At 69.4% G+C, this 25258-nt stretch carries 31 protein-coding genes, 1 tRNA gene and 1 other RNA gene; 15 read left to right on the top strand and 18 right to left on the bottom strand.

The genetic code is table 11. The features are described from left to right. The first annotated feature begins 29 nt into the window (after positions 1–29). On the top strand, positions 30–329 hold the full coding sequence (locus BK819_RS06740; protein ID WP_025103262.1) for a hypothetical protein: 300 nt from the start codon (positions 30–32) through the stop codon (positions 327–329). 21 nt (positions 330–350) lie between these two features. On the opposite strand, the gene BK819_RS06735 is transcribed toward BK819_RS06740, so the two are convergent. The 3 genes from BK819_RS06735 to BK819_RS06725 are packed head-to-tail and all read right to left on the bottom strand — an operon-like array spanning position 351 to position 2971. Continuing rightward, positions 351–1535 (bottom strand): acetyl-CoA C-acetyltransferase, encoded by a 1185-nt coding sequence (locus tag BK819_RS06735; protein ID WP_071328454.1) that lies wholly within the window; start codon positions 1533–1535, stop codon positions 351–353. Beyond that, positions 1528–2196 carry a CoA transferase subunit B gene (locus tag BK819_RS06730; RefSeq protein WP_177173802.1) on the bottom strand — a complete coding sequence of 223 codons (669 nt, stop codon included), beginning with the start codon at positions 2194–2196 and terminating at the stop codon, positions 1528–1530. The genes BK819_RS06735 and BK819_RS06730 overlap by 8 nt, the downstream gene beginning before the upstream one ends. 1 nt (position 2197) lies before the next feature. Beyond that, positions 2198–2971 (bottom strand): CoA transferase subunit A, encoded by a 774-nt coding sequence (locus tag BK819_RS06725; RefSeq protein ID WP_071328453.1) that lies wholly within the window; start codon positions 2969–2971, stop codon positions 2198–2200. A gap of 103 nt (positions 2972–3074) precedes the next feature. Between BK819_RS06725 and BK819_RS06720 the strand changes: the two genes are divergently transcribed. The 8 genes from BK819_RS06720 (at position 3075) to BK819_RS06685 (ending at position 7960) form a co-directional block, all read left to right on the top strand. Then, positions 3075–3863, top strand: coding sequence for an IclR family transcriptional regulator (locus tag BK819_RS06720; protein ID WP_071328452.1), 789 nt, complete (start codon positions 3075–3077; stop codon positions 3861–3863). Between the two features lie 35 nt (positions 3864–3898). Then, complete coding sequence (locus BK819_RS06715; protein WP_071328451.1) at positions 3899–4336, top strand: MarR family winged helix-turn-helix transcriptional regulator; 438 nt, start codon at positions 3899–3901, stop codon at positions 4334–4336. Continuing rightward, positions 4333–5556 (top strand): MFS transporter, encoded by a 1224-nt coding sequence (locus BK819_RS06710; protein ID WP_071328450.1) that lies wholly within the window; start codon positions 4333–4335, stop codon positions 5554–5556. Before BK819_RS06715 ends, BK819_RS06710 begins: the two co-directional genes overlap by 4 nt. A 22-nt stretch (positions 5557–5578) precedes the next feature. Next, positions 5579–6061: a YbaK/EbsC family protein gene (locus tag BK819_RS06705; protein WP_071328748.1), complete on the top strand. Its 483-nt coding sequence runs from the start codon at positions 5579–5581 to the stop codon at positions 6059–6061. 82 nt (positions 6062–6143) lie between these two features. Then, positions 6144–6836 (top strand): SOS response-associated peptidase, encoded by a 693-nt coding sequence (locus BK819_RS06700; protein ID WP_071328449.1) that lies wholly within the window; start codon positions 6144–6146, stop codon positions 6834–6836. 144 nt (positions 6837–6980) lie between these two features. Further along, positions 6981–7322, top strand: a complete 342-nt coding sequence (locus BK819_RS06695) for a hypothetical protein (protein WP_025103253.1) — start codon at positions 6981–6983, stop codon at positions 7320–7322. A 64-nt stretch (positions 7323–7386) separates the two neighbouring features. Continuing rightward, entirely contained in the window at positions 7387–7656 is a 270-nt protein-coding gene (locus tag BK819_RS06690) for a hypothetical protein (RefSeq protein ID WP_143049257.1), read from the top strand. A 28-nt stretch (positions 7657–7684) separates the two neighbouring features. Next, positions 7685–7960 carry a hypothetical protein gene (locus tag BK819_RS06685; protein WP_071328447.1) on the top strand — a complete coding sequence of 92 codons (276 nt, stop codon included), beginning with the start codon at positions 7685–7687 and terminating at the stop codon, positions 7958–7960. Positions 7961–8159: 199 nt separating this feature from the next. On the opposite strand, the gene BK819_RS06680 is transcribed toward BK819_RS06685, so the two are convergent. Next, positions 8160–8232 (bottom strand) — tRNA-Lys (locus BK819_RS06680). Between the two features lie 155 nt (positions 8233–8387). Here BK819_RS06680 and BK819_RS06675 point away from each other — a divergent pair. From BK819_RS06675 to BK819_RS16775, 3 genes are all read left to right on the top strand, one after another. Further along, the gene (locus tag BK819_RS06675) at positions 8388–9185 is read left to right on the top strand and encodes an inositol monophosphatase family protein (RefSeq protein ID WP_071328446.1); all 798 of its coding nucleotides are present in this window, start codon (positions 8388–8390) and stop codon (positions 9183–9185) included. A gap of 15 nt (positions 9186–9200) precedes the next feature. Beyond that, positions 9201–9752 carry a hypothetical protein gene (locus BK819_RS06670; protein ID WP_071328445.1) on the top strand — a complete coding sequence of 184 codons (552 nt, stop codon included), beginning with the start codon at positions 9201–9203 and terminating at the stop codon, positions 9750–9752. 90 nt (positions 9753–9842) lie between these two features. Further along, on the top strand, positions 9843–10019 hold the full coding sequence (locus BK819_RS16775) for a hypothetical protein (RefSeq protein WP_158698530.1): 177 nt from the start codon (positions 9843–9845) through the stop codon (positions 10017–10019). 56 nt (positions 10020–10075) lie between these two features. On the opposite strand, the gene BK819_RS06665 is transcribed toward BK819_RS16775, so the two are convergent. Beyond that, positions 10076–10390 carry a hypothetical protein gene (locus BK819_RS06665; RefSeq protein WP_071328444.1) on the bottom strand — a complete coding sequence of 105 codons (315 nt, stop codon included), beginning with the start codon at positions 10388–10390 and terminating at the stop codon, positions 10076–10078. 194 nt (positions 10391–10584) lie between these two features. Here BK819_RS06665 and BK819_RS06660 point away from each other — a divergent pair, with 194 nt between their 5' ends. Then, a complete protein-coding gene (locus BK819_RS06660) occupies positions 10585–10929 on the top strand; it encodes a hypothetical protein (RefSeq protein ID WP_071328443.1) in 345 nt (114 codons plus the stop codon). Between the two features lie 211 nt (positions 10930–11140). Here BK819_RS06660 and ssrA read toward each other — a convergent pair. Further along, positions 11141–11510, bottom strand: a transfer-messenger RNA (tmRNA) gene (ssrA, locus tag BK819_RS06655). 140 nt (positions 11511–11650) lie between these two features. On the opposite strand from ssrA, the gene BK819_RS06650 reads away from it, so the two are divergent. Further along, positions 11651–12313: an SIMPL domain-containing protein gene (locus BK819_RS06650; RefSeq protein ID WP_071328442.1), complete on the top strand. Its 663-nt coding sequence runs from the start codon at positions 11651–11653 to the stop codon at positions 12311–12313. Positions 12314–12323: 10 nt separating this feature from the next. Here BK819_RS06650 and hflX read toward each other — a convergent pair whose 3' ends face one another. Beyond that, the gene (gene hflX / locus BK819_RS06645) at positions 12324–13835 is read right to left on the bottom strand and encodes a GTPase HflX (protein ID WP_071328441.1); all 1512 of its coding nucleotides are present in this window, start codon (positions 13833–13835) and stop codon (positions 12324–12326) included. 66 nt (positions 13836–13901) lie between these two features. Here hflX and BK819_RS06640 point away from each other — a divergent pair, with 66 nt between their 5' ends. After that, entirely contained in the window at positions 13902–14543 is a 642-nt protein-coding gene (locus tag BK819_RS06640; protein ID WP_071328440.1) for a class I SAM-dependent methyltransferase, read from the top strand. 21 nt (positions 14544–14564) lie between these two features. Here the strand turns inward: BK819_RS06640 and dapF are convergent, their stop codons facing one another. The 11 genes from dapF to BK819_RS06585 all read right to left on the bottom strand — a co-directional run bounded on the left by dapF (position 14565) and on the right by BK819_RS06585 (position 25175). Continuing rightward, positions 14565–15437, bottom strand: a complete 873-nt coding sequence (gene dapF, locus BK819_RS06635) for a diaminopimelate epimerase (RefSeq protein ID WP_071328439.1) — start codon at positions 15435–15437, stop codon at positions 14565–14567. A gap of 9 nt (positions 15438–15446) precedes the next feature. After that, the gene (locus BK819_RS06630) at positions 15447–15995 is read right to left on the bottom strand and encodes a dihydrofolate reductase family protein (RefSeq protein ID WP_071328438.1); all 549 of its coding nucleotides are present in this window, start codon (positions 15993–15995) and stop codon (positions 15447–15449) included. 34 nt (positions 15996–16029) lie between these two features. Beyond that, positions 16030–16941 carry a tRNA (adenosine(37)-N6)-dimethylallyltransferase MiaA gene (gene miaA, locus BK819_RS06625; protein WP_071328437.1) on the bottom strand — a complete coding sequence of 304 codons (912 nt, stop codon included), beginning with the start codon at positions 16939–16941 and terminating at the stop codon, positions 16030–16032. Beyond that, on the bottom strand, positions 16938–18482 hold the full coding sequence (gene miaB, locus BK819_RS06620; protein ID WP_071328436.1) for a tRNA (N6-isopentenyl adenosine(37)-C2)-methylthiotransferase MiaB: 1545 nt from the start codon (positions 18480–18482) through the stop codon (positions 16938–16940). Before miaB ends, miaA begins: the two co-directional genes overlap by 4 nt. A 49-nt stretch (positions 18483–18531) precedes the next feature. Then, on the bottom strand, positions 18532–19005 hold the full coding sequence (locus BK819_RS16970) for a regulatory protein RecX (protein ID WP_256209408.1): 474 nt from the start codon (positions 19003–19005) through the stop codon (positions 18532–18534). Between the two features lie 389 nt (positions 19006–19394). Further along, positions 19395–20441: a recombinase RecA gene (gene recA, locus BK819_RS06610; protein WP_025103229.1), complete on the bottom strand. Its 1047-nt coding sequence runs from the start codon at positions 20439–20441 to the stop codon at positions 19395–19397. Positions 20442–20701: 260 nt separating this feature from the next. Next, complete coding sequence (locus BK819_RS06605; protein WP_060921072.1) at positions 20702–20926, bottom strand: DUF3046 domain-containing protein; 225 nt, start codon at positions 20924–20926, stop codon at positions 20702–20704. Positions 20927–20944: 18 nt separating this feature from the next. Next, positions 20945–21253: a helix-turn-helix domain-containing protein gene (locus BK819_RS06600; protein ID WP_025103227.1), complete on the bottom strand. Its 309-nt coding sequence runs from the start codon at positions 21251–21253 to the stop codon at positions 20945–20947. Positions 21254–21394: 141 nt separating this feature from the next. After that, positions 21395–21883: a CinA family protein gene (locus BK819_RS06595; RefSeq protein WP_071328434.1), complete on the bottom strand. Its 489-nt coding sequence runs from the start codon at positions 21881–21883 to the stop codon at positions 21395–21397. Continuing rightward, complete coding sequence (gene pgsA / locus BK819_RS06590; RefSeq protein ID WP_071328433.1) at positions 21880–22455, bottom strand: CDP-diacylglycerol--glycerol-3-phosphate 3-phosphatidyltransferase; 576 nt, start codon at positions 22453–22455, stop codon at positions 21880–21882. Before pgsA ends, BK819_RS06595 begins: the two co-directional genes overlap by 4 nt. After that, complete coding sequence (locus BK819_RS06585) at positions 22455–25175, bottom strand: DNA translocase FtsK (RefSeq protein ID WP_071328432.1); 2721 nt, start codon at positions 25173–25175, stop codon at positions 22455–22457. The genes pgsA and BK819_RS06585 overlap by 1 nt, the downstream gene beginning before the upstream one ends. Positions 25176–25258 lie beyond the last annotated feature (83 nt).

The following is a 25258-nucleotide window of genomic DNA, read 5'->3' as shown; positions in this document are numbered from 1 at the left end:
CGCACCCCGGCTGCGGGTACCGTAGGGGCATGCGCTACCTCTTCAGCACCGGACTCGTCGCCGCGATCTCGGCTGGGATCTCGCTGCTGCGCGGCACCCGCAACGAACCCATCACCTGGCGCTCGCTCCTGTCGTGGGTGAGCTGGGGCATCACCATGGCGCTCGCGGTCGGCGCGGTCGTCGACATGCGCCGCGAACGCCACGGCGTGCCGGTGGACGCCGACTCCCCGCAGTCGGTGAAGAAGTCCAAGAAGGCGCAGCGTCTGCAGTTCCGTTCGCAGAAGGCCCTCGCCGACGCGCAGGGGCACGCCCAGGACAAGCGGTCCTGACGCGCCCCCGCGCCTCCCGCGTCAACGGGTGAGGATGAGCGCCTCGCCCTGACCGCCGCCGCCGCACAGGCCGACCGCCGCGGTTCCGCCTCCCCGGCGGGCCAGCTCGTGCGCGACGTGCACCACGAGACGGTTGCCGGAGGCGCCGATCGGATGACCGATCGCGATGCCGCCGCCGTGCACGTTGACGATCTCATCGTCCAGCCCGAGCTCGGTCTGCGAGCGGGCGACCACGGCCCCGAACGCCTCGTTGATCTCCACGAGATCGAGGTCCTGCGGCGTGATCCCCTGCTTCCGGCATGCCTGCTCGATCGCTCGGGCCGGCTGCGCCTGGAGCGAGTTGTCCGGGCCGGCGGTCTGGCCGCTCGCGCCGACGGTCACGAGCACCGGCCAGCCCTTGGCCTCGGCGATCGCCCGCGTGGTGACGACCACGGCGGAGGCGCCGTCCGAGATCTGGGACGAATTGCCCGCCGTGATCGAGCCGCCCTCGGCGAAGGCGGCTCGCAGTCCCGCGAGGGTCTCCACCGTGGTGTCGGGGCGCACCCCCTCGTCTCGGGTCACCCGCACGGGTTTCCCCCGGCGCTGCGGCACCTCGACGGCGACGATCTCCGCATCGAGCACACCGCTCTCCTGCGCGGCGGCGGCCCGCTGATGCGAGAGCGCGGCGACCCGGTCCTGCATCTCCCTGGTGAGCTCGTACCGCGCGTTGTGGCGCTCCGTGGACGCGCCCATGCTCTCGCGGTCGTAGGCGTCCGTCAGCCCGTCGTAGGCCATGTGGTCGAGGACCTCGACGGTGCCGTAGGTCCAGCCATCGCGCGATCCCATGAGCAGGTGCGGTGCGCGGGTCATGGACTCCATGCCGGCGGCGACGACGACCTCGGCGTCCCCGGTCCGGATCATGCGCGCCGCGTCGATCACGGCCGTGAGCCCGGACAGGCACACCTTGTTCACGGAGTGGGCAGGGACGTCCCAGCCGATCCCGGCGCCGATGGCCGCCTGCCGGGCGGCGTTCTGTCCGGATCCGGCGGCGAGCACCTGTCCCACGATGACCGCGTCGACGTCCTCCGGGTCCACTCCGCCCTGCTCCAGGGCACCGCGGATCGCGAACGACCCCAGCTGCGGCGCCGTGAACGCGGCGAGCTGCCCCTTCAGCCGACCCTGCGGGGTGCGCGCCGCGGCGACGATGACGACATCGTTCTCACTCATTGATCTCGGTCCTTCCGTTGTCCAGTTCCGGGGCAATGCGGAGGGGCGGCTCCGTGGCCTGCCGCACCTGCTCCACCGTGACGCCGGGGGCGAGCTCGACCAGGACCAGCCCTTCCGGCGTCACGTCGATCACCGCGAGGTCCGTGATGATCCGGTCCACGACGCCGCGCCCGGTCAGAGGCAGCGTGCAGGCGTCGACGATCTTGGCCGAGCCGTCCTTGGCGACATGCTCCATCAGCACGATCACCCGTCCCGCGCCGTGCACGAGGTCCATCGCCCCTCCGGGCCCCTTCACCATCTTGCCGGGGATCATCCAGTTCGCGAGATCGCCCGTGGCGGAGACCTGCATCGCCCCGAGGATGGCGGCGTCGATCTTCCCGCCGCGGATCATGCCGAAGCTGAGGGCGGAGTCGAAGAACGCCGCCCCCGGGAGCGTGGTCACCGTCTCCTTCCCCGCGTTGATGAGATCCGGATCGACCTCGTCCTCCCGGGGGTACGGACCGACCCCGAGGATGCCGTTCTCCGACTGCAGCACCACGGTCACGTCGGACGGCACGTGGTTGGGGACGAGCGTGGGCAGGCCGATGCCGAGGTTCACATACGCGCCGTCCGGCAGCTCGACCGCTGCGCGCGCGGCCATCTGGTCTCTCGCGAGCGCCATGTCAGGCTCCTTCCGCGGCGACGGTCCGCCGTTCGATCCGCTTGGGGATGTCCTCGCCCACCTCGACGATCCGGTGCACGAAGACCCCGGGGAGGTGGATCGCATCCGGGTCGAGCTCGCCGGGCTCGACGAGCCGCTCGACCTGCGCGATGCACACGCGGCCGGCCATCGCGGCGAGCGGGTTGAAGTTCCGCGCGGCCTTCGTGAACACCAGGTTGCCGTGCCGGTCGCCGCGGGCCGCGTGCACCAGGGCGAAGTCGGTGGTGATCGCCTCCTCGAGCACGAACTCGCGGGGCTCACCGTGCACGGCGAACGTGCGCACGTCCTTGGGCGGCGAGGCCACCGCGATCGAGCCATCGGCGTGGTACCGGCGAGGAAGGCCCCCCTCGGCGACCTGGGTGCCGACGCCCGTCTGGGTGAAGAACGCGGCGATTCCGGATCCTCCCGCCCGCAGCTTCTCGGCGAGCGTGCCCTGAGGGGTCAGCTCCAGCTCGAGTTCCCCGGACAGGAACTGCCGCTCGAACTCCTTGTTCTCCCCCACGTACGACGAGGTCATCTTCCGGATGCGCTGCGCGGCGAGCAGGACGCCGAGTCCCCAGTCGTCCACTCCGCAGTTGTTGCTGACGACGCTCAGGTCGGTCGTGCCCTGCGCGAGGAGCGCTTCGATGAGCGCGATCGGGTTCCCGGAGAGTCCGAAGCCTCCGACGGCGAGCGAAGCGCCGTCCGGGATGTCGGCGACGGCGGCCTCCGCGGAGTCCCATTGCTTGTCGATCACGTCTGCTCCTTCGGTTCCGTGTCCCCTCCAGCCTCCCGTCCCGGCGGAGTCACGGCCAGCACCCTCTTGCGATGTGGACGCCCGCACCACTAGCGTCCACGATGTGGACACTGCGACGAATCCCGTCCCCGGAACTCAGGCGGTCGCGCGGGCGGCGCGGCTCCTGCGGCTGGTGACGGCCGCCGGCACCGACGGCGCCACATTGCAGGAGCTCGCGGCACGCGCCGGGCTCTCCCGACCCACCGCGCATCGCCTGCTCAGCGCCCTGCGCGCGGAGGGTCTCGTCGACCGCGACGCCGACAGCACGCGCTGGATGCCGGGACCCGAGCTCTTCCTCATGGGGTCGGTGGCCGCCGCTCGATACGACGTGACGGCCCTGGCCCGGGACATCGTGCGGTCGCTCGCCGTGAAGACCGAGGAGAGCGCGTTCTTCTCCGTCCGGCGCGCGGACGAGACGGTCTGCCTGCTGCGGGAAGAGGGCTCCTTCCCCATCCGCTCGTTCGTGCTCAGCGAGGGGGTGCGCTTCCCGCTCGGCGTGGCGAGCGCCGGCCTGGCGATCCTTGCCTTCCTCCCCGACCACGATGTGGATGCCTACCTGGAGCGCCATCCGGAGCTCGTCGAGAACTGGGGACGTGCTCACGGCGAGCGCCCGCTGCGGAAGCGCCTCGCCGAGACGAAGGAACGCGGGTTCGCCGTCAACCCCGGCCTGATCGTCGAGGGGAGCTGGGGCCTCGGCGCGGCGGTGTTCGACCGCGCCGGACGCCCGGAGTGGGCGCTCAGCCTCACCGGTGTCGCCTTCCGCTTCGGCCCGGAGCGCCAGGCCGAGCTGGGCCGGATCCTCCTCGCGCACGCCCATCAGCTCTCCGCGAGGATCGCGCACGCCCGACGCTGAACTCGATACATACCAAGAGGTATATACTTTCTGGTATGAATCGCTCCGAGGTCATCCCGTCCCTCGTGCTGTCGGGCTACGCGCTGGGTCGCATCGCCGCCCAGGACGCGGGGAACGAGGCCCCCGCCGCGCAGTGGCGTGTGCTCAGCCTGCTCGACCAGTCAGGTCCCCGTCGCGTCGGCGAGCTCGCCGTGGCGGCCCGCACGACGCAGCCCGGGATGACCCGGCTGCTCGGCACCCTCGAGCGCGAGGGCCTCGTCCGCCGCTCCCCCGACCCCGACGATTCCCGTGCCACCGTCGTCGCCGCGACCCCCGACGGCACGGCAGCCCTGGCCGCCTGGCGCTCCGAGTTCCGGGAGACGATCGCACCGCGGTTCGCCGACCTGGACGACGACGACTGGCACGCCCTCACCCGTGCGGCCGAGATCCTCGCCGCCCGCACCTCCGCAGATCGGACAGGAGAGATCCGTTGAACACCGCCCCCTCGGTCTGGAGGCAGCCCGCCCAGGTGTGGGCCGTCGCCTTCGCGTGCGTCGTCGCCTTCATGGGGATCGGGCTCGTCGACCCGATCCTCCCGGCGATCGCGGAGTCGCTCGAGGCCTCCCCGGTCGAGACGGAGCTGCTCTTCACCAGCTACCTCCTCGTCACCGGCCTCGCGATGCTCGTCACGAGCTGGATCTCCAGCCGGATCGGCGCCAAGGCGACCCTCCTGGTCGGTCTCGGCCTGATCGTCGTGTTCGCCTTCCTGTGCGCGATCAGCGGCAGCGTCGACGCGGTCATCGGCTTCCGTGCCGGCTGGGGGCTGGGCAACGCGCTGTTCATCTCGACCGCGCTGGCCACGATCGTCGGCGCCGCATCCGGCGGCAGCAGCGCGGCCATCGTGCTGTACGAGGCGGCTCTCGGCCTCGGCATCGCCGTGGGTCCGCTGCTCGGCGGCATCCTCGGCGAGCAGAGCTGGCGAGGACCGTTCTTCGGCGTCGTGGCCCTGATGGCCATCGCCTTCATCGCGGTGCTCGTGCTGCTGCGGGGTCCGGGTGAGAAGCGCACGCCGGTGAAGTTCTCCGCCCCGTTCACGGCCCTGCGCCGTCCGGCGCTCGCGATCCTCGCCGTGGCCGCCCTGTTCTACAACATCGGATTCTTCGTGCTGCTGGCGTTCTCGCCCTTCCCCCTGGGCTTCGGAGCGATGGGCATCGGCCTGACGTTCTTCGGCTGGGGTGTCGCCCTCGCGATCACCAGCGTGTGGGTCGCGCCGGTGCTGATGCGCCGGATGCCGAGGACGCATGTGATCCTCACCGTGCTGCCCCTGCTCGCCGTCGACCTCGTGGTCGCGGGACTTGTCGTCGCCGAGCCTGCCGCTCTCGTGGTGTGCATCATCGTGGGCGGCCTGCTCCTGGGCGTAATGAACACCGTGCTGACCGAGGCCGTCATGGAGGCGACAGACCTCCCCCGCTCCGTCGCCTCCTCGGCCTACTCCGCGGTCCGCTTCCTCGGCGGCGCGATGGCCCCGCCGATCGCGGCGCTGCTGTGGCACCTGTTCAGCGCCACCGTGCCGTATCTCTTCGCCGCCGCCGCCGTCCTGCTGGCCGCACTGACGATCCTCCTCGGCCGGAAGGTCCTCGCGCACATCGACGACGAACCGGCTGACGCGACCACCGAGGACGCGGCGGCGATCCTCGTCGGTGACGCCGGCTGACCCGCTCGGCTACCGTGGGGTCATGACCGACGCTCCTCCCCTCCCCGAGCGCAGCCGACGGGTGCAGGAACACCTCCTCGCGGCCGGTGTCGAGACCGAGATCCGGGTCCTCCCGGACTCGGCGCGCACCGCCGCCGAGGCGGCCGCCGCCATCGGCTGTGATGTCGCCGCGATCGCCAACAGCCTCGTCTTCCTCGCCGACGGCCGCCCCGTCCTCGTCATGACCAGCGGCGGGCACCGGGCGGATCTCGCCGTCCTGGCGCGAAGCATGGAGGCGAGCGAAGTCGTCATGGCACCACCCGCCACCGTGCGCGACGCCACCGGGCAGGCGATCGGCGGGGTGGCGCCCGTCGGCCACCCCGCGCCCCTCCCCACCTTCATCGACAGCGCCCTGCAGGCGTACGACGTGATCTGGGCGGCGGCGGGTCATCCACACACCGTCATGCCGCTGACCTTCGTCCAGCTGTCGGATCTGACCGCCGGCACCGTGATCGACGTGGTGTGACGCCCCGGATGTCCGCGCCGTGCCTCATGATGGAGGCGATGCGGGCCGCGGCGCGAGCGACCGGCGAGACGGAGGCGATGACATGTGCGGACGATTCGCAAACGACGCGACGACGGACGAGCTGATCCGGGAGTTCGTCGCCGAGGGCGGCCGGCCGGAGGACTGGTGGAAGTCCTGGCACGGCGCCTACTCGATCGCGCCGACCGAAAGCGCCCCGATCGTCCGGGACCGCGGTGAGGGCCGCATCCTCGAACTCGTGCGATGGGATTGGCAGAGTCCCCCCAACCGTCCGCAGCGCGCCCCGCTGATCAACGCCCGGATGGAGAAGCTCGCCGCCGGGTTCTGGGCGCCGGCGTTCTCCGCGGCGCGCTGCCTTGTACCGATGCGCGGGTACTTCGAATGGACGGGCGAGAAGGGGCACAAGACCCCGCATTTCCTCCACGGAGACGGCCTGCTCGCCGCGGCCGGTCTCACTTGGTCGATGGAGCATGCGGGAGAGAAGGTCCGCTGCTTCGTCGTCGTCACCCGAGAGGCGCGAGACGCCGGCGGCGAGGTGCACGACCGGATGCCGGCGTTCCTGACTCCCGACACCTGGGACGCCTGGCTCGCACCGGAGAAGCTCACCGGGCAGACCAAGCTCGACACGCTGGCGATGCTCGATCACACCTCCGCCGATGTCGCCGCGACGCTGCACGGCTACGTCGTGGACCGCAAGGTGAGCAACACGCGCACCGTCGATCCCACGGATCCCACGCTCCTCGCCCCGGTCGGGTGAAACGCGGCGACACGCGCGGACGCACGACACCCCGGTGGGATAGGAGATCGGGCGGATGTGTGACACGCTGAGCACACCCACACCAGCGGTCACCTCGGCCGCGCCTCTTAGCACAGGTTCCCGTGGAGAGAAGGGAATCTTGCGATGGGCAAGTTCATCTACGAGAACAGCGTCAAGGTCGACATCGAAGACCGCGCTCTCACGCACATCCAGCTGGTCATGACCGCGAAGCTCCGCCGTGGCGAGCCCTTCGGCTTCACCTGGAAGGACGACGTCAGCATGGGCGGCGGCCGCACGACGGTCTGGATCCATGCCGGAAGCTCACTGGTGTACAAGTACCATGGCAGTCGCCAACCCAGCGTCAACCGCGCCTGGATCGAGGCCCTCGCATTCACCGCGAATGCCCCGAGCGGTCTGTACCTCGTCCCCGAGCCCGCGGACCAGCAGCAGCCGGACGGCAGCGAGAGCGCTCTCACGCGGTCCTAACACGCTCGCCTGCGGGGTTCAACCCCTCTTGTCGGGTCTTGAGGTGATTCGTACCGTGGAGCGCATGGGGAACCAGACGGGAATGACGACGACGCACATCGAGATCGATGGGCACGACTTCCTCCTGCCTCGCAGCACGGATGTCGCGGACCTCATGTCTCGGATCGAAGCGGCGGCGCGCTCGCAACCGACGTTCATCGACTTGGCGACGGGTGACACGCTCACGAGCGTGCTCATCACCGCGCAGTCCCGCGTCATCGTCTACCTGATCCGCGAGGACGCCGGACGAGACGCCCCCATCGATGTCCGCTCCACGCTCGACTGGGATCTCTGAGGGCACGACTCGCTCGTAGACTGGACGGATGCTCGTCGCTCTCATCCGCCCCCGCGGATCCATGACCGTCGACGTCACAGGCATCTCGCTGGAGGACGTCCACACTCAGCTCGATGCGCAGCGCGAGCCGGGCTACGCTCTGACGTCCGCCCCGGTGCGCATGCTCAAGGGCGAGGCGAAGATGGAGGCGACGGGAACGTTCCAGCGCATCGACGGCGTCGAGCAGATCGAGGCCGACGACATAGCAGGCATCGAGGCGAAGGTCCCCGAGGGCTGGCAGCTCCTCTCCGTCCGCCGCGCCTGACCCGCAGCCTCGCCCGCCCACCCGCAGCGCGCATTCTCGATCCGGCCTCGCGCACCGTCGCGTCTGTCCCGCTGCGGGTGCGAAACCGTGCCTTCCCTGGCCGCGAGAGGCACGATTTCGATCTCGCCCGGAGCGATGCAACCCCAAAGCAGGCAGAGAAAAAACCCCGGAGATGGCGAGATCTCCGAGGCTTGTTCCGTGCACCCCCAGGGACTTGAACCCTGAACCCACTGATTAAGAGTCAGTTGCTCTGCCGATTGAGCTAGAGGTGCGTGGCCCGGGATAACCCCGACCGAGGAATTACATTACCAGCGGTTGGCGCCGACACGAAATCCGCCGCGGCCCGGGCGTGGCCCGGGCGTTTCGCCCGCCGATCCTGGCCGATGGTCTCTGCGGGCGCGGTCGGGGCGACGACTATCCTGAGAGCGTGACCGCCACTCCCGATGCCGCCGACCTGCGCGCCGACCTGCAGCTCGCCCTTCGCCTCGCCGATGCCGCGGACGCCCAGTCCCTCCCCCGCTTCGACGCCGCCGACCTGGAGATCTCCACGAAGGCGGACCGCTCGCACGTGACGGACGCCGACCTGGCGACGGAGCGCGCGATCCGCCGGATCCTCGAGGAGGAACGTCCCGACGACGGCATCTTCGGCGAAGAGTTCGGGGCTCAGGGCAGCACCGCCCGGCAGTGGATCATCGACCCGATCGACGGCACCGCGAACTTCCTCCGCGGCGTCCCTCTGTGGGGGACGATGATCGCCCTGGCGATCGATGGTGTGCCCCGTGTCGGCGTGGTCAGCATGCCCGCCCTCGGGCGGCGCTGGTGGGCCGCAGCAGGACACGGCGCTTGGACGGTGAGCGACCGCACCGAGCGCCGTCTCACCACCTCCACCGTCTCCTCGCTGGACGATGCCAGCGTGAGCTTCCAGAGCATCACCCAGTGGCGCGACGCCGGACAGCTGGATGCCCTGCTGCGCCTGAGCGAGCGTGTCTGGCGGGATCGGGCGTACGGCGACGTCTACGCCTACATGCTGCTCGCCGAGGGACGGCTGGAGGCAGTAGCCGAGTTCGATGTGAAGGAGTACGACATCGCGGCGGCCGTGGCGATCGTCCGGGAGGCGGGCGGACGCATGACCGCGTTCGACGGCTCCGAGACGATCTCCGCCCGCTCGACGCTCGCTACCAACGGCACCCTTCACGACGACTTCCTCCGTCTCCTGCACGACTGACTCTCCGAGGCCACGATGACCACCCGACGATTCGCGATCCTGACCGGTCTCGTGCTCGCGGGTTCGATCCTCACCGCATGCACCGGTGGAGGCGCGCCTGGTCCGTCGCCGTCGCAGGGCTCCGTGATGCCCACGGCAGACGCCGGCGCGAGCACGGCGCCGGGCGGCGACGAGCTGACGTGCGAGTCCATGATCTCCGAAGGCACCGTCGCGGCCCTCACCGACGCGGGGTGGACCGCCGAGCCACGCGAGTTCCGCGTCGGGGGCGTCGAGCTGACCCAGGGACTCCTCTGCTTCTGGGCCGACTTCGGCGTTCCCTCGGACCATGGTCAGATGTACGGCTGGTCCCTCGTGTCCACCGAGGATGCGGAGCGCGCACAAGCTGGCCTCGTGGAGGAGGGCTGGCGGAGCGAGGAAGACGCGCAGGGCGTGTACGTCACCGAAGACCCGCAGTTCGCCATGAGCACGGACGAAGACGGGTACGGCATGACCTACCTCTTCGGCGATGGCTGGGTGAAGGTCGCCGACACGAAGCAGGGACTCCTCCTCATCGAAGGACAGAGTTGACGGCACACACCATCCCGCCGGCGCTGTCAAGCGGCTGGGCCCGCGGCCGCGGATCGACGAGGCTGGAGGCATCCGAGGAAAGGAACGCCCATGGGTAACGACAGCGACCGCAACGACATCAGCACTGAGCCCTCCCCCGGCCCCGAGGAGAACGACAACCTCGGCGCCGAGGACAACAAGGGCGAGCCGCGCACCGTTCCGCCCACGGACGGATCGGATGACGACGGCGACGACGTGCTCGCCGAGGACCCCGACCGCTCGCACTGAGCCCGCTGTCCCGATGACAGGAGCCCCGCCTCGCACGAGGTGGGGCTCCTGCACTGTCACTCCGTCGTCGAACTCTGGACGATCTCGTCGACGAGCGTGATGCCTCCGGTCGAGTTCGCCGACTGCATGAGGTCGTCGATCCACTTCGGATTGAGCTTCGGCGGCTCCCGCCCTTCGAAGGTGAAGCGCAGCGGGATCGACGGGTGGAGCCAGATGGTGGAGCGTCCGTATGCGTCGCCTTCGGGGTGGGTCCACGACACCGTGAAGCTCTCGTTGCGTCGCAGCTTCGTCGCGATCACGACCTTGAGGTGCGCGAGCGCGCGGTCCTCGATGTGGAGCTGGCTCGTGCTGTCGTACATGATGAACCCCATGACCGAATGCTAGGCCTCGCCTGCCTCGGCCACCAGGGCTGCCCACCGCGTGCATTCCTGAACCAGCGCCCTCCTGGTGTCCGTTCGCGTCCCCCGAAGAGGGGACAGACACCCGGCGCTCGCGCCTGCGATCATCGCAGTGAGGGAGTCGAACGGGTGGGCGCTGTCCCGCCGATCGGGGAAGGAGACTTCTGATGACGACCGACATCATCGCGGGGCCGTTCCTGACGGCTGTCCGTCAGGCCTGGGATCGCGCGCGCGGAACGCTCATCGTCCCCCGGGAGTTCACGTTGACGGAGCTCGCAGCCGGAGCAGGGTCGCTGAGCGCAGAGGTCACCGACTCGACGGGGACCCGGTTCGGCTTCCGCGTTCCCCTTCCGGCGGCCGCCCGGTGGGAAGGGAAGGCGCAAGGCGGCGAAGGAACTCCGGAGCACTGGGCGCTGTGGAGCGTCATCATCCCGCTCATGGAGGAGCTGGAGACGGACGGCGGACGCCGCTTCGCCCCCGACGCCGACGGCGTCCGCTGGGTGACCGCGTAAACGATCACGGTCGCCGCGCCGCGGAGCCTATCGTACGTCCGCCCGTCGTCGCCGACGTAGCTCAGCGCGATGGTCACGTTCGTGGCGAGGTCCCCCCGCCGGCCGAGCACCCACGCTGCGGGGGTCTCGGCCTCCTGTTCCCACGACGCGAAAAGGCCCGCCTCCCTGGTGATCACCAGGGGGGCGGGCCTCATTCTGTGTGACAGCGACCTGGTGGAGCTGGGGGGAATCGAACCCCCGTCCAACGCTGAGTCTCCACGCCTTCTCCGGGCGCAGTCTGTGGAAGCGTTCTGCTCGGCTCCGACCTTTGTCACAGACACCTAAGTCGACGAGCCCAGCCTGGGAGGAGTCCCACGTGACGTCCAGACGCCGTCACGCAGCAAGATTCCTAGATGACGCCAGGATCCGTATCGGAATCACCTACGGTCTGACGGACTATCGGGCTCGCTTAGGCAGCGAGGGCGAAGTCGTTGCGCTTGGTTTCGGCAACTATTGTTTTGCAGAGAGCGTTTACGAGATAACTCTGCATCCTCGGCCCGCTTCTCGTGGATTCACAGGCGCTGTCGAAACCGATCAGCCCCGTGGTCCTTCTCTCGAAGGAGCCGCTGTCACGCTGTGGAATTGTCAGCCTCGGACGACGAGCGCCCGAGCATCACAGACTACAACGTCTGCGCCTCCGCCGCCATTCCCGGCGGCCGTGCCCGTCGCGTAGAGTCGCCCCATGAGCGATGTGACAGTCACCGTCCGCGGCGAACACGAAGCCCGCCTGGCGCCCGAACGGGCGACCATCCGCGTCTCGGTGCGCGCCGAGGGTCCGGAGCGCGCGACCGTCGTCGATCACGTCATGCGCCTGGCTGAGCCGGTCCGCAGCAGCATCGTGGGACGCGTGGACGCGGGCTCCGCCCTCGACTGGAGCAGCACGCGGCTCTCCGTGCGCGCCGAGCGCCCCTGGAACGCCGATGGCAAGCGGCTCGCCGCGGTGTACTACGCGAGCATCGACCTGACCGCGACCTTCGCGGAGGCCTCCGAGCTCTCCCTCTGGATCTCCGACATCTCCGCGTGGGACGGTGTCGAGATCGGCGGGGTCGATTGGCACCTCACCCTCGAGACCCGCGTCCGCGTGGAACGGGAGGTCGCCGCACAGGCGGTCGGCGTCGCGGTGACGAGAGCGGAGGCTTACGCCACCGCTCTCGGCCTCGCCGAGGTGACGCCCCTGGAGATCGCCGACATGGGCCTGCTCTCCGCGGCGCCATCGCCCGGAGCTCCGCTGGGGAAGTCACGCGGGGTGGTCGCCTTCGCGGCCGACACCGCGCCGGCCATGGAGTACGAGCCGCAGGACATCGTCCTCACGGCGACCGTCGAGGCACGCTTCCTCGCTCGCTGAGCCTTCGCCGTCAGTCGCTGACGACGAAGGCCGCGAGCTCGGCGGCGAGGCGCTCGGACACGTGCGCATGGACGGCGGTACCCGCCTCCTGATGCTCGACCGACAACAGCATGCCGGTCTCGTGGATCGCCGCGACGAGGTCGCCGCGGTCGTACGGGATCACGGCGTGGAGTTCCACGGCCGGCTTCGGCAGAGCCTCTTCGATCGCCGCGCGGAGTTCGACGATGCCCTCTCCGGAACGCGACGACACGAAGTGTGCCCGGGGCTCCAGGCCGCGCAGCACCAGCCGCTCGTCCTCCGGAATGAGGTCGGCCTTGTTGAAGACGACGATCTCGGGCATGTCGCGCACGCCGACGTCGCCCATCACGTCCCGCACCGTCTGCAGCTGGCCCGCCGGGTCGGGGTGCGACCCGTCGACCACGTGCAGCACGACGTCGGCGTCGCCGACCTCCTCCAGCGTGGAGCGGAAGGCTTCGACGAGCTGATGCGGCAGGTTGCGCACGAACCCGACCGTGTCGGTCAGCGTGTACACGCGGCCGTCTTCGGTCTCGGACCGACGGACGGTCGCATCGAGGGTCGCGAACAGCGCATTCTCCACGAGCACGCCCGCGCTCGTCAGAGCGTTGAGAAGACTCGACTTCCCGGCGTTCGTGTACCCGGCGATCGCGACGGAGGGGATGGTGTTCCGCTTGCGTTCGGCCCGCTTCGCCTCGCGTGCGGGCGCGAAGTCGCGGATCTGCTTGCGCAGGAGGGCCATCTTCGTCCGGATGCGTCGGCGGTCGAGCTCGATCTTGGTCTCACCGGGACCGCGCGAGCCCATGCCCGCGCCACCGGCGCCGACCTGTCCACCGGCCTGTCGGCTCATCGACTCGCCCCAACCGCGCAGGCGCGGCAATAGATACTCGAGCTGCGCGAGCTCGACCTGGGCCTTGCCCTCCCGGCTCTTGGCGTGCTGGCTGAAGATGTCGAGGATCACGGTGGTCCGGTCGATGACCTTCACCTTCACGACGTCTTCGAGCGCGCGTCGCTGGCTGGGGGCCAGCTCGGTGTCGGCGATGACGGTGTCAGCCCCTACGGCCGCGACGATGTCCTTCAGCTCCTGCGCTTTGCCGCGTCCGAGATAGGTCGCGGCGTCCGGGTGCGGACGGCGCTGCAGGACGCCGTCGAGCACGACGGCGCCGGCCGTTTCCGCGAGGGCGGCGAGCTCGCGCAAGGAGTTCTCCGCGTCCTCCTGGGCCCCTTGCGGGTACACGCCGACAAGCACGACGTTCTCGAGGCGCAGCTGACGGTACTCGACCTCGGTGACGTCTTCGAGCTCCGTCGACAGACCGCCCACACGCCGCAGCGCGTGCCGATCCTCGAGGTCCCACTGGTCGCCGTCTGCCGTCGAGTGTGCGGCGGTGGCTTCGTCCTGGAGCGCCTGCGCGGCACCGAACGTCCGCACCTCCGAGCGCTTCTCTGCGTTCGCCAGCACGCGGTCGACCGTCTGGTCGTCGGTGGAGGGTGTCTTCGTCTCCGTCATCCGTTCCTGTCTCTGGTTTCCTCGCGAGCCTTAACCTTAGCCCGCGCCGTCCGGTACGCTCACCGTATGGGGTCCGACCACTACTTCACTGCGGCCCCGGCTAGCCCCGAGAACCTGCGCAAGATCCGCGTATCCCTGGCAGGACGTGAGCTCGAAGTGACCACCGCGGGTGGTGTCTTCAGCCCTGATCGACTCGACGCCGGCACCGCAGTGCTTCTCGCCAACATGCCTCCCGTTCCTCCCGGAGGTCATCTTCTCGACCTCGGCAGCGGGTGGGGGCCCATCTCCCTGTCGATGGCGTTGGCCGCACCGCACGCGACCGTCTGGGCGGTCGATGTGAATGAGCGGGCTCTGGACCTCGTGCGTCGCAACGCCGCCGCCCTCGGCCTCACCAATGTCAACGCGGCACTGCCCGAGGATGTTCCCGCCGATGTCACGTTTCGCACGATCCGGTCCAACCCTCCGATCAGGGTCGGGAAGAACGAGCTGCACGGTCTGCTGGAGAAGTGGATCCCGAGGCTCGACGAGCGCAGCGATGCGTGGCTCGTCGTGCAGCGGAACCTCGGCGCCGACTCCCTGCAGCGCTGGATCGCGGCGACCTTCCAGCCCGGCTTCAGCGTCTTCCGGACGGCGACCGGCAAGGGCTACCGCATCCTCAAGGTGCGAAAGCACGGAACGACCCCCACGGAGCCGATCGACGTCGTCTGAGAGGTCCGCCGCTCGGCGGCCTCAGGCGAGATCGACTTCGCCCTGATAGACGAGCTGCGCCGGCCCGGACAGCGCGACGTGCTCCCCGTCTTCGGCGGGGAACATGCGGACGCCCAGTGTGCCGCCCGGAACCTCGACCTGCCAGTTGTCCGGGGCTTGAGCGCCGGCCCAGTAGCGCACAGCGAGAGCCGTGGCGGCGACGCCCGTTCCGCAGCTCAGCGTCTCTCCGACCCCGCGCTCGAACACACGCATCCGCACGTGCCCGATGCCGTCGCGCACGAGGGGCTCACCGGGCACCACGAACTCGACGTTGGCTCCCGCGGGCGGAGCCGGCTCCAGCTCGGGCGTGCGGGTGAGTTCGAGGAGGCCGAGCTCCGCGTCGGACGCGAGCGCCACCACGACGTGCGGATTCCCGACGTCGATCCCCAGGCCCGGACGGGTGACGGTCAGCCCGTCCGCGCGCACCAGCGGGTCGTCTCCCGACAGCTTCCACGCGCCGAGGTCGACCTGATAGCCGCTCACGCTGCGCGTGACGTCACGGATCCCCGCTCGGGTGCCGATCGGAAGCGTGCTGCCGGGCTCGATCGCCGCGAGACCGGAGCGGACGAGGTAGTGGGCGAAGACGCGGATCCCGTTGCCGCACATCTCGGCCACGGAACCGTCCGCGTTGCGGTAGTCCATGAACCATTCGGCATCCGGCTCTTCTGCCAGGGCCGCTGCACCCTCCGGGATAGCGGAGGATCGCACGACGCGCAGCACCCCGTCGGCGCCGATCCCGAAATGCCGATCGCAAAGCACCGCGACCTGCTCCGCGGTCAGCTCCAGCCCGCCATCGGGGTCGGCGATGATGATGAAATCGTTGCCGGTACCGTGCCCCTTGGTGAATGCGACCATGCGACCAGTCTAGGGAGCCGAAGGCCCAGCAGCGGCTCCTGCGACGCGATAGCGCCCGCAGAGGAAGCTGCGGTTGCGGGCCACCTCGATCAGTTCCAGATCGAGTCGCCGCGGCAACAGCGGGGCCCCGCTGCCGAGGGTCACCGGTGCGTACTGCACCCAGACCTCGTCCAGCAGCCCCGCGTCGGCGAACTGCCCGGCGAGGTCTCCCCCACCGACCACCCAGAGATCCTTGCCACCCGCGGCGTCGAGCATCGCCGCGTGCACGTCGCGGATGTCGGCACTCGTCACCCGGACATCGGCCCCCTCCGGCACCGTGAGATCACGATGCGACAGCACCCACGTAGGCTGCGTGTACGTCCAGCGGCCCTCCTCGTGGCGCATGACCCACTCGAACGTGGATGCCCCCATCACGAGCGCACCGATGCTCTTCTCGAAGGCGGGGTACGCCATCGGGCCCTCCATGTCGATGTCCTGGCTCAGCAGCCAGTCCAGGGAATGCTCGGCAGTGGCGATGAAGCCGTCCAGGCTGGACGCGGTGAAGTAGTGAGTGGCCATACGCGCATGCTCGCACGGGCCACCGACATCGCGGTCAGTCCCGCAACAGGTCGGCGACGGCCACGGGTGGCGTCACCCACTCCAGCTCCGGGTAGCGCTTGAACCACGACACCTGCCGACGTGCGTAGCGCCGCGTGAGCGCCTGCGTCTCGGCGATCGCCTCCTCGGCGGTGGAGCGTCCGTCCAGCTGTGCGAGCGCCTGCGCGTATCCGATCGCCCGCGGGGCTGTCGTCCCCCGCTCCAGACCGCGGTCCCGCAGCCCGGCGACCTCGGCCACCAGGCCGTGCTCCCACATCCGACGCACGCGCGCATCGAGGCGGGCGACGAGCTCGCCCCGATCCACGTGCAGCCCGATCAGACGCGTGTGCGGATACCAGAGTGTGGGTCTCTCTGGCAGTGCCGCTCCGTGCGTCGCACTCCCCTGCTCGACGACTTCGAGGGCCCGGACCACGCGTCGCCCGTTGCGCGGGTCCACGCGCGCCGCGGCCTCCGGATCGCGCACACGCAGCCGCTGGAGCAGCGACTCGACACCATCACGATCCAGTTCCTCCTCCAGACGCGCGCGGATGGCGGGGTCCCGAGGCGGAAAGTGAAACTCGTAGACGACGCTCGAGACGTAGAGTCCTGATCCGCCGACGAGGATCGCGTCGCCGCCTGCCGCGTGGATCCGCTGCACAGCCTTTCGTGCAAGAGGCTGATACCAGGCCACGGCGGCGTCCTGCGTCACCTCTCGCGCGTCGAAGAGGTGGTGCGGAATGCCGCGACGTTCGGCGACCGACAGCTTCGCGGTGCCGATGTCCATGCCGCGGTAGAGCTGCATGGCATCGGCGTTGACGATCTCCGCCGGGTTGCCGCTCCGCCGGAGCTCCCCGGCGAGATCGAGCGCCAGATCGCTCTTCCCCGTGCCGGTCGCGCCGACGACGGCCCAGAGCCGAGGCGCGGTCACACTCCGACGCGGAGGGTCGGCAGGCCGAGGGAGACAGCGCGCGGAGCGCCGTCGCTCGGTGCCGGCACGGCGCACGACTCGGCCTGTCCCCGATCCCAGGCGTCGCCACCGCGCGTCCGGCGGATGCGGAGCGGGGCACCCGTCGGGTCGTCGGCGAGGAGGTGGAACGGCGCGGCGTGCGTCACCGTCACCGTGACGACGTCACCCGGCCGCGGCAGCTCCGACCCGGGAGTGACCTCGAAGTGCACGAGCCGGTTGTCCTGCGCCCGCCCGGTGAGGCGACGCGTCTCCGTGTCCTTCTTGCCTTCGCCCGTGGACACGAGAACCTCGACCTCACGGCCGACCTGCTTCTGGTTCTCCTCGAGCGAGATGCGCTCCTGGAGCGCGATCAGCCGGTCGTAGCGCGCCTGCACGACCTCCTTGGGCACCTGGTCGGGCATGGTCGCCGCCGGGGTCCCTTCACGGATCGAGTACTGGAAGGTGAAGGCGCCGGAGAAGCGCGACAGCTCGACGACGCGCATCGTCTCCTCGAAATCCTCCTCGGTCTCGCCGGGGAAGCCGACGATGATGTCGGTCGTGATGGCCGCATGCGGGATGCGCTCGCGGACGCGGTCGAGGATGCCCAGGAAGCGCTCGCTGCGGTAGGAACGGCGCATCGCCTTGAGGATCCGGTCGCTCCCCGACTGCAGCGGCATGTGGAGCTGCGGCATGACGGCGGGCGTCTCCGCCATCGCGTCGATCACGTCGTCCGTGAAGGCGGCGGGATGCGGGCTCGTGAAGCGGATGCGCTCGAGGCCCTCGATCTCGCCGGCGGCACGGAGGAGCTTGCCGAACGCCTGACGGTCGCCGAACTCCACCCCGTACGAGTTCACGTTCTGCCCGAGGAGCGTCACCTCGATGGCGCCGTCTTCCACCAGCAGGCGGATCTCGTTGAGGATGTCTCCCGGCCGACGGTCCTTCTCCTTGCCCCGGAGGCTCGGGACGATGCAGAAGGTGCAGGTGTTGTTGCAGCCGACGGAGATCGACACCCAGCCGCTGTGCGCGGAGTCGCGCTTGGTGGGGAGGGTCGACGGGAACACCTCGAGGGACTCGAGGATCTCGAGCTCGGCATCGCCGTTGTGGCGCGCGCGCTCCAGGAGACCGGGCAAGGACCCCATGTTGTGCGTGCCGAAGACCACGTCGACCCAGGGAGCCTTGTCAAGCACGGCCTGCTTGTCCATCTGCGCTAGGCAGCCGCCGACGGCGATCTGCATCCCGGCCTTGCGGCGCTTGACGGCGGCCAGGTGCCCGAGGGTGCCGTACAGCTTCCCGGCGGCGTTGTCTCGGACGGCGCAGGTGTTGATGATCACCACGTCGGCTTCGGCTCCGGCCTCAGCGCGGATGTAGCCGGCGCTCTCCAGGGATCCGGACAGACGCTCGGAGTCGTGGACGTTCATCTGGCAGCCGAAGGTGCGCACTTCGTAGGATCGCTGGCGCCCGTCGTCGTCGACGGCCGCCGACGACGCGCTGATGATCGTCGGTTCGCTGCGGGGGATAGTCATGATGCTCCCATTGTACGAGCGTCACCGAGAGCCGATCGCGTGCGAACCGTCAGTCGGAATCCACGAACCGGACGCCGGAGGGGCCCCCGCCGAACGAGGCTTCCCGCAGCGCCGTCTTCGCCGCGTTCATGGCGACCGCTCCCCCGTACCCGCGGCGAGCCAGCTGTCCGACCAATCGGCGAAGCGCCGCGTCCGGATCGAGACGTCCCATGGAGCGGGCCTTGGTCCGGGCGAACTCCAGCGCCCGCTCGGCGTCGTCGTCGGGAAGCTCGTCGAGAGCCGCGTCGATGACCTCACGGGGGATGCCCCGCTGCGACAGCGCTCGGGAGAGGGCGACCCGGCCCTGCCCCTTGCGTTCGACACCGGACGTCACGAGGAGCTCCGCGAGCACGGCGTCGTCGAGGTAACCCCGCCGTACGAAGTCGTCGATCACGTCGTCGATGGCGTCCGTGGCGAGTCCGTGTCCCTTCAACACCAGCCGGGCCTCGGAGATCGACAGCGACCGCGTTCGCAGCTTCCGCACCAACGACTCCTCCGCCGTCGTTCGGATCTCCTCCGCCGACGCGTCGCTCTCTGCGTCCGTTCCCTCTTCTGTCGCTCGGGACACGCCGCCGACGGCGCGCAACCTGGTGGTCTTCCCGCCCCCGGAAGCGGCTCGCGTCGAGGCACCACGAGCGGGGTGCCGGGCGCTGGGGGAACCATCGTCAGCCGACGATGACCCTGCGGGCGCGGGCTCGTGCCACGTCGAGCGCCAGAGTCCCGCAGCGTCCGCCTGCGACCCAGACCGCACAGGCCGAGCGGACGACGGGTCGTCTGCCCCGCTATCAGCCGGACGCTCGGTGCGCGCAGCTCCGCCGAAGAGAGGGATGATGGGGGCGATCCGCTCGGAATCGCCCCCACGCTGATCACTCATCAGGCCGGGCGACGCTCAGCCAGCTCATCAGCACCCGGAGCCGCGGCCGGGCCGCCGATACCGAGCTTCTGCTTGATCTGACTCTCGATCGCCAAGGCGATGTCGGCGTTGTTGAGCAGGAACGTTCGCGCGTTCTCCTTGCCCTGGCCCAGCTGATCGCCGTCGTAGGTGTACCAGGATCCGGACTTCTTGACGATCCCGTGCTCGACACCGAAGTCGATCAGGCTGCCCTCGCGGGAGATACCGACGCCGTAGAGGATGTCGAACTCCGCCTGCTTGAACGGCGGGGCCATCTTATTCTTGACGATCTTGACGCGGGTGCGGTTACCTACCGCGTCCGTGCCGTCCTTGAGCGTCTCGATGCGGCGGATGTCCATACGCACGGAGGCGTAGAACTTCAGCGCCTTACCACCGGCGGTGGTCTCGGGCGAGCCGAAGAACACGCCGATCTTCTCGCGCAGCTGGTTGATGAAGATCATCGTGGTGTTGGTCTGGTTCAGCCCACCGGTGAGCTTGCGCAGCGCCTGCGACATGAGGCGGGCCTGGAGACCCACGTGGGAGTCGCCCATCTCACCCTCGATCTCGGCACGCGGCACCAGGGCCGCCACCGAGTCCACGACTATGAGGTCGATGGCTCCGGAACGCACGAGCATGTCGGCGATCTCGAGCGCCTGCTCACCCGTGTCGGGCTGGGAGACGAGAAGAGCGTCGATGTCGACGCCGAGCTTCGCGGCGTAGTCGGGGTCGAGCGCGTGCTCGGCATCGATGAACGCCGCGATGCCGCCGGCCCGCTGGGCGTTGGCGATGGCATGCAGCGTCAGCGTCGTCTTACCGGAGGACTCCGGGCCGTAGATCTCGACGATGCGGCCACGCGGCAGGCCTCCCACGCCGAGGGCGACGTCGAGGGCGATGGAGCCGGTGGGGATAACGGCCACAGGGGCACGCTCATCGCTGCCCAGCCGCATGACCGAGCCCTTTCCGAACTGGCGGTCGATCTGGGCGAGGGCGGTCTCGAGGGACTTCTCGCGGTCGGCGGGTGATGGCATGGTGTGCTCCTTCTGCGCGTGTGCTGCCGCCTGTAGGCTGTCGCGGCTCTTCCGGCGGAAGGAACTCTCCGACAAGGCGTATGGCTTTTCAGCCTGGACCTCACGGTACGGCGGGCCTCCGACATTGCGTCGAGGAGCCGGGGATCGTGGGGATCAGAACCGTCTGACCACTTGTGCAGAAGACTACGCCTGGTTCGAACAGATTTTCGACAACACGCCGGTTGGGCGTGTCGGACTTCCGCACACCCGGGAAGCCGCCGTCACCGGCCGCGCGGCTCCAGACGCCCCACGCCGTGGCGACGGGATTCGGGGACGTCCATGTCGGCGCAGAGCGCGAGCCAGATATCGCGCGGAGGCACCCCGGCTTCGAGAGCCTCGAGCGCCGTTCGTCCCCCCATGCCGGAGAGCACGAGGTCATTCACCAGAGAAGAGGCTCGGGCATGGAACTCGGCGTCGACGGCGCGCAGGAACTCACTGCGTCGCATAAGGGTGATCTCCGAGTGTCAGCGGAGCGAGAGCTCGGGCTCCACGGAGGCGACCAGGTCGTCCGGGACCACGTCGGGGAAGACCTGAATGCCTTCGAGCACCGAGATGCGGTCCCCGACCTCGCGCATGATCGTGGAGATGGGGACGTCGAGCGCCTCTGCGACCGAAGCGAGGATCTCACTCGATGCCTCCTTCTGTCCGCGCTCGACCTCACTGAGATAGCCGAGGGCGACGGACGCCTTGCTCGCGACCTGCCGGAGCGTCCGCCCCTTCTGCAGACGGAAGTCCCTCAGCACGTCGCCGATCTCCTGTCGTACAAGAATCATCGGAACCTCCTCCGCAGTTCATGAATCGAGGTCTCCCTCGAAGAGACGGCCAGTCTAGTCCTCCTGGCTTGCACAGAATCTACCCTTGCACTCTGTGGCTTAAATGTGAGCACATCCGTATCAACATGACGCGGCGGGTCGCTATTCCCGCAGCGCCGCGGCCAGCACATCGAGGACCGCCGCGACCGTCTGCGCTCGCACCGCCTCGCGGTCCCCCTCGAAGTGGAACGGTCGGGTCCGGCTCACTGTCGGGGTGATCACGCCGATGTGGACGGTGCCCACGGGCTGCCCATCCGGGGACTCCGGGCCCGCGATCCCCGTGGTGGACACCCCGACATCGGCGGGGAGACCATCCACCGCGACGGCGCCGCGCACTCCGGCAGCCATCTGCCGCGCGACCTCCGGATACACCGGCCCGTATCGCTCCAGCAGGTCGGTGTCGACGCCGAGCAGCGTGTGCTTGACGGGGGTGGCGTAGGCGACGACGCCGCCGAGGAGCACCGCGGAGGCGCCGGGAATCGCGACGAGCGCCGCGCACACCGCACCGCCGGTGAGCGACTCCGCGACACCGAGGGTCCAGCCTCGCTCACGCAGAGCTTCCAGAGCCTCGGCTGGCGTCGTGCCGCTCATCGGCTCTGACGCGCGCCGCGCACCTGCGCGACGATGTAGTCGATCCCGCTGACGACGGTGAGCACGAGCACGATCACCATGAGGACGGTCGTCACGACCGTCCACGGGCCGAGCCCGATGAACACGTGCAGCGGCAGGAGAGCCCAGCCGAGGGCGACGCCCTGGAAGGCCGTCTTGATCTTGCCCATCCAGGCGGCCGCGACAACGTGCTCGCTCGCGACGACCAGCCGATGGATGGTGATCCCCCACTCGCGGACGAGGATGATCACCACGATCCACCAGGAGACCTCGTCCAGGATCGCGAGCCCCACGAATCCCGCGCCGGTGAGGAGCTTGTCCGCGATCGGGTCCCACAGCTTTCCGAAGTCGCTGACGATGTCGTATCGACGCGCGAGGTAGCCATCGACCCAGTCGGTCGAGATGGCGACGATGAAGAGGACGGCGGCGATCCAGCGCACGGTGAGATCGGCGAGGCCGTACGTCCCGCCGAGGAGCAGGAGGACGAAGAACACGACGGCGAGCGGGATGCGCGCCACCGTGATGGCGTTGGGGAGCTGCCGAGGGATCGCCATCAGTCGCGTCCCGTCAGGCCCCAGGCGTCTTCGTCGCCTTCCGCTTCGACGACCGGCAGGCCGTCGTACTGCGCCTCCAACGGATCACGTTCGGCAGGCACCGCCGCGGCCGCGGGCGCAGCCGGAGCCGCCGGAGCCGACGGAGCCGACGGGACGTCTTCTCCGCGGAGCTTCGCCATGACCTGCGGCAGCTGCTCGGGGGTCGCGAGCACATCGCGCGCCTTCGAGCCCTCCGAAGGGCCGACGACCTCACGCGACTCGAGGAGATCCATCAGGCGTCCGGCCTTGGCGAAGCCGACCCGCAGCTTGCGCTGCAGCATGGAAGTGGATCCGAATTGCGAGGAGACGATGAGCTCGGCGGCCGCGAGCAGGAGCTCGAGGTCGTCGCCGATGTCCTCGTCGACCTCCTTCTTCTTCGCCGGCTCCATCGCCTCCTGGACGTCGGCACGGTACTCGGGACGCGCCTGACGCGTGACGTGCTTGACGACCGCGTCGATCTCCTTCTCGTCGACCCACGCACCCTGCAGTCGGAACGGCTTCGACGAGCCCATGGGCGAGAAGAGCGCGTCACCCTGGCCGATGAGCTTGTCGGCGCCGGGACTGTCGAGGATCACCCGGCTGTCGGTGACGCTCGTGACAGCGAACGCGAGACGGGACGGCACGTTCGCCTTGATGAGGCCGGTGACGACGTCGACGCTCGGGCGCTGCGTGGCGAGAACCAGGTGGATGCCGGAGGCGCGAGCGAGCTGCGTGATGCGGACGATCGAGTCCTCGACGTCGCGCGGGGCGACCATCATGAGGTCCGCGAGCTCGTCGACCACGACGAGGAGGTACGGGTACGGCTTGAGCACCCGTTCGCTTCCCGGAGGCACCTCCACCTCGCCCGCACGCACGGCCCGGTTGAAGTCGTCGATGTGGCGGAAGCCGAACGACGCGAGGTCGTCGTACCGCATGTCCATCTCCTTCACGACCCACTGCAGCGCCTCGGCCGCCTTCTTCGGGTTCGTGATGATGGGGGTGATCAGGTGCGGAACACCGGCGTAGCTGGTCAGCTCGACGCGCTTCGGGTCGATGAGGACCATGCGCACGTCGGACGGGCGCGCCCGCATGAGCAGGCTCGTGATCATCGAGTTCACGAAGCTGGACTTACCGGAGCCGGTGGAACCGGCGACCAGGAGGTGCGGCATCTTCGCGAGGTTGGCGACGACGAAGTTGCCGCCGACATCCTTGCCGACGCCGATCGTGAGCGGGTGCGTGCTCTTCTGCGCGGCGGCCGACCGCAGCACGTCGCCGAGAGCGACCGTCTCGCGGTCGGTGTTCGGGATCTCGATGCCGATCGCGCTCTTGCCGGGGATCGGCGAGAGGATGCGGACGTCGTTGGAGGCGACGGCGTAGGCGAAGTTATTGCTGAGCTGGAGGATCTTCTCGACCTTGACGCCGTGGCCGACCTCGACCTCGTACTGCGTGACCGTCGGGCCGCGGGAGAAGCCGGTGACCTTGGCGTCGACCTTGAACTGGTCGAGGACGCTCGTGATCTGCTCGACGATCCGGTCGTTCGCCTCGGACCGCGCGACCGAGGGCGGTCCCTCGGACAGCACGCCGGGCGACGGAAGGATGTACGGGGCCACCGGCGCCTGCGGGCCGCGGTCGCCGGGCCCCTCCGTGCCGAAGCCGTCGAGTCCGGGGAGCTCCGGCATCTCGCCGGTGTCGGACTCGTCGTCCAGGAGCGCAGTCGTCTGCTGCTCTGCGAGCGCGTCGGTCACCGAGCGGACGTCGCTGAGCACCTCGGTCGCCGCGTCGTAGGGGTTCGCCACCGTGACGGCCTGGTCGTACGCCGGGGTGGCCTCGCTCGTGGACAGCAGCGCGGTGATGTCGTCCGAGGCGAGGGTCCCCTCGTCGGGGTCTTCCTCGCGACCGGTCTTGTTGCGCCGCCACCAGGGCAGCACGTCCGGATCGTCGACCTTATCGGCCTCGTCGACCGCGTCCGCGGTGTCCTTCGCCGGCTTCTGCGGGCGCTCGGCGTCGAACATCCACGCGTAGAGGTCTCCCAGGCGCGCACCGATGCGGTTCGGCGGGGTCTTCGTGAGGATGAGGATGCTGAGGGCGGCGAGGAGCCCGAGGATGATGTAGGCCGGGATGTCGGTCAGGTACGTCAGTGGCTGCCCCACGAGCCACCCGAGCAGACCGCCCGACTCGCTCAGCGCGGGCATGCCCTGGTTCGGGTGGGGACGAGGGCCGGCGACGTGGAAGATGCCCGCCAGAGCGAGCACGAACATCCCGAAGCCGATGCCGATGCGCCCGTTGTCGTGCACGGACGACGGGTGCCGGAACAGCCATCCCGCCAGAAGGAGCAGCAGCACCGGCATGATGAAGGCCACCCGGCCGACGAAGAGCCCCACCGAGTAGGCGCTGATGTTCGCCGCGACCTGGTTGCCGATGAAGAACCACTCGTTGACGGCGCCGAGCGCCGCCAGGATCACCAGCAGGAACGGGAAGCCGTCTCTGCGGTCGTCCTTCTGCAGCGTCTCGGGCCCGAAGGCCCGGAATAGTCCGCCGACGCCGTGCGCGAGCCCGTTCCAGGCGCGCGCGGCGATGGGCGGCTTGTCCGCCTCGTCGATGTACTTCTTCGGAGCGGGCTGCGCCTTCGGAGCCGCCTGCCGCTTGGGGCGCGACGGGGCGCTCGTCGAGGCGCGCTCGGTCTTGGTGCTGCTCCTGGCCATGCCTCCACGGTACGACCCGAGACCGACATCTCCGCGTCACCACGCGGAACTCGACGATCACGGCGCGCGAGGGCGCGCCGTGA

It is taken from the genome of Microbacterium sp. LCT-H2 (genome assembly GCF_001866135.1).
In the GTDB taxonomy this organism is placed as follows: Bacteria; Actinomycetota; Actinomycetes; order Actinomycetales; family Microbacteriaceae; genus Microbacterium.
Note: the sequence above shows the minus strand (reverse complement) of the source record. Positions and strands in the feature narration are given on the sequence as shown.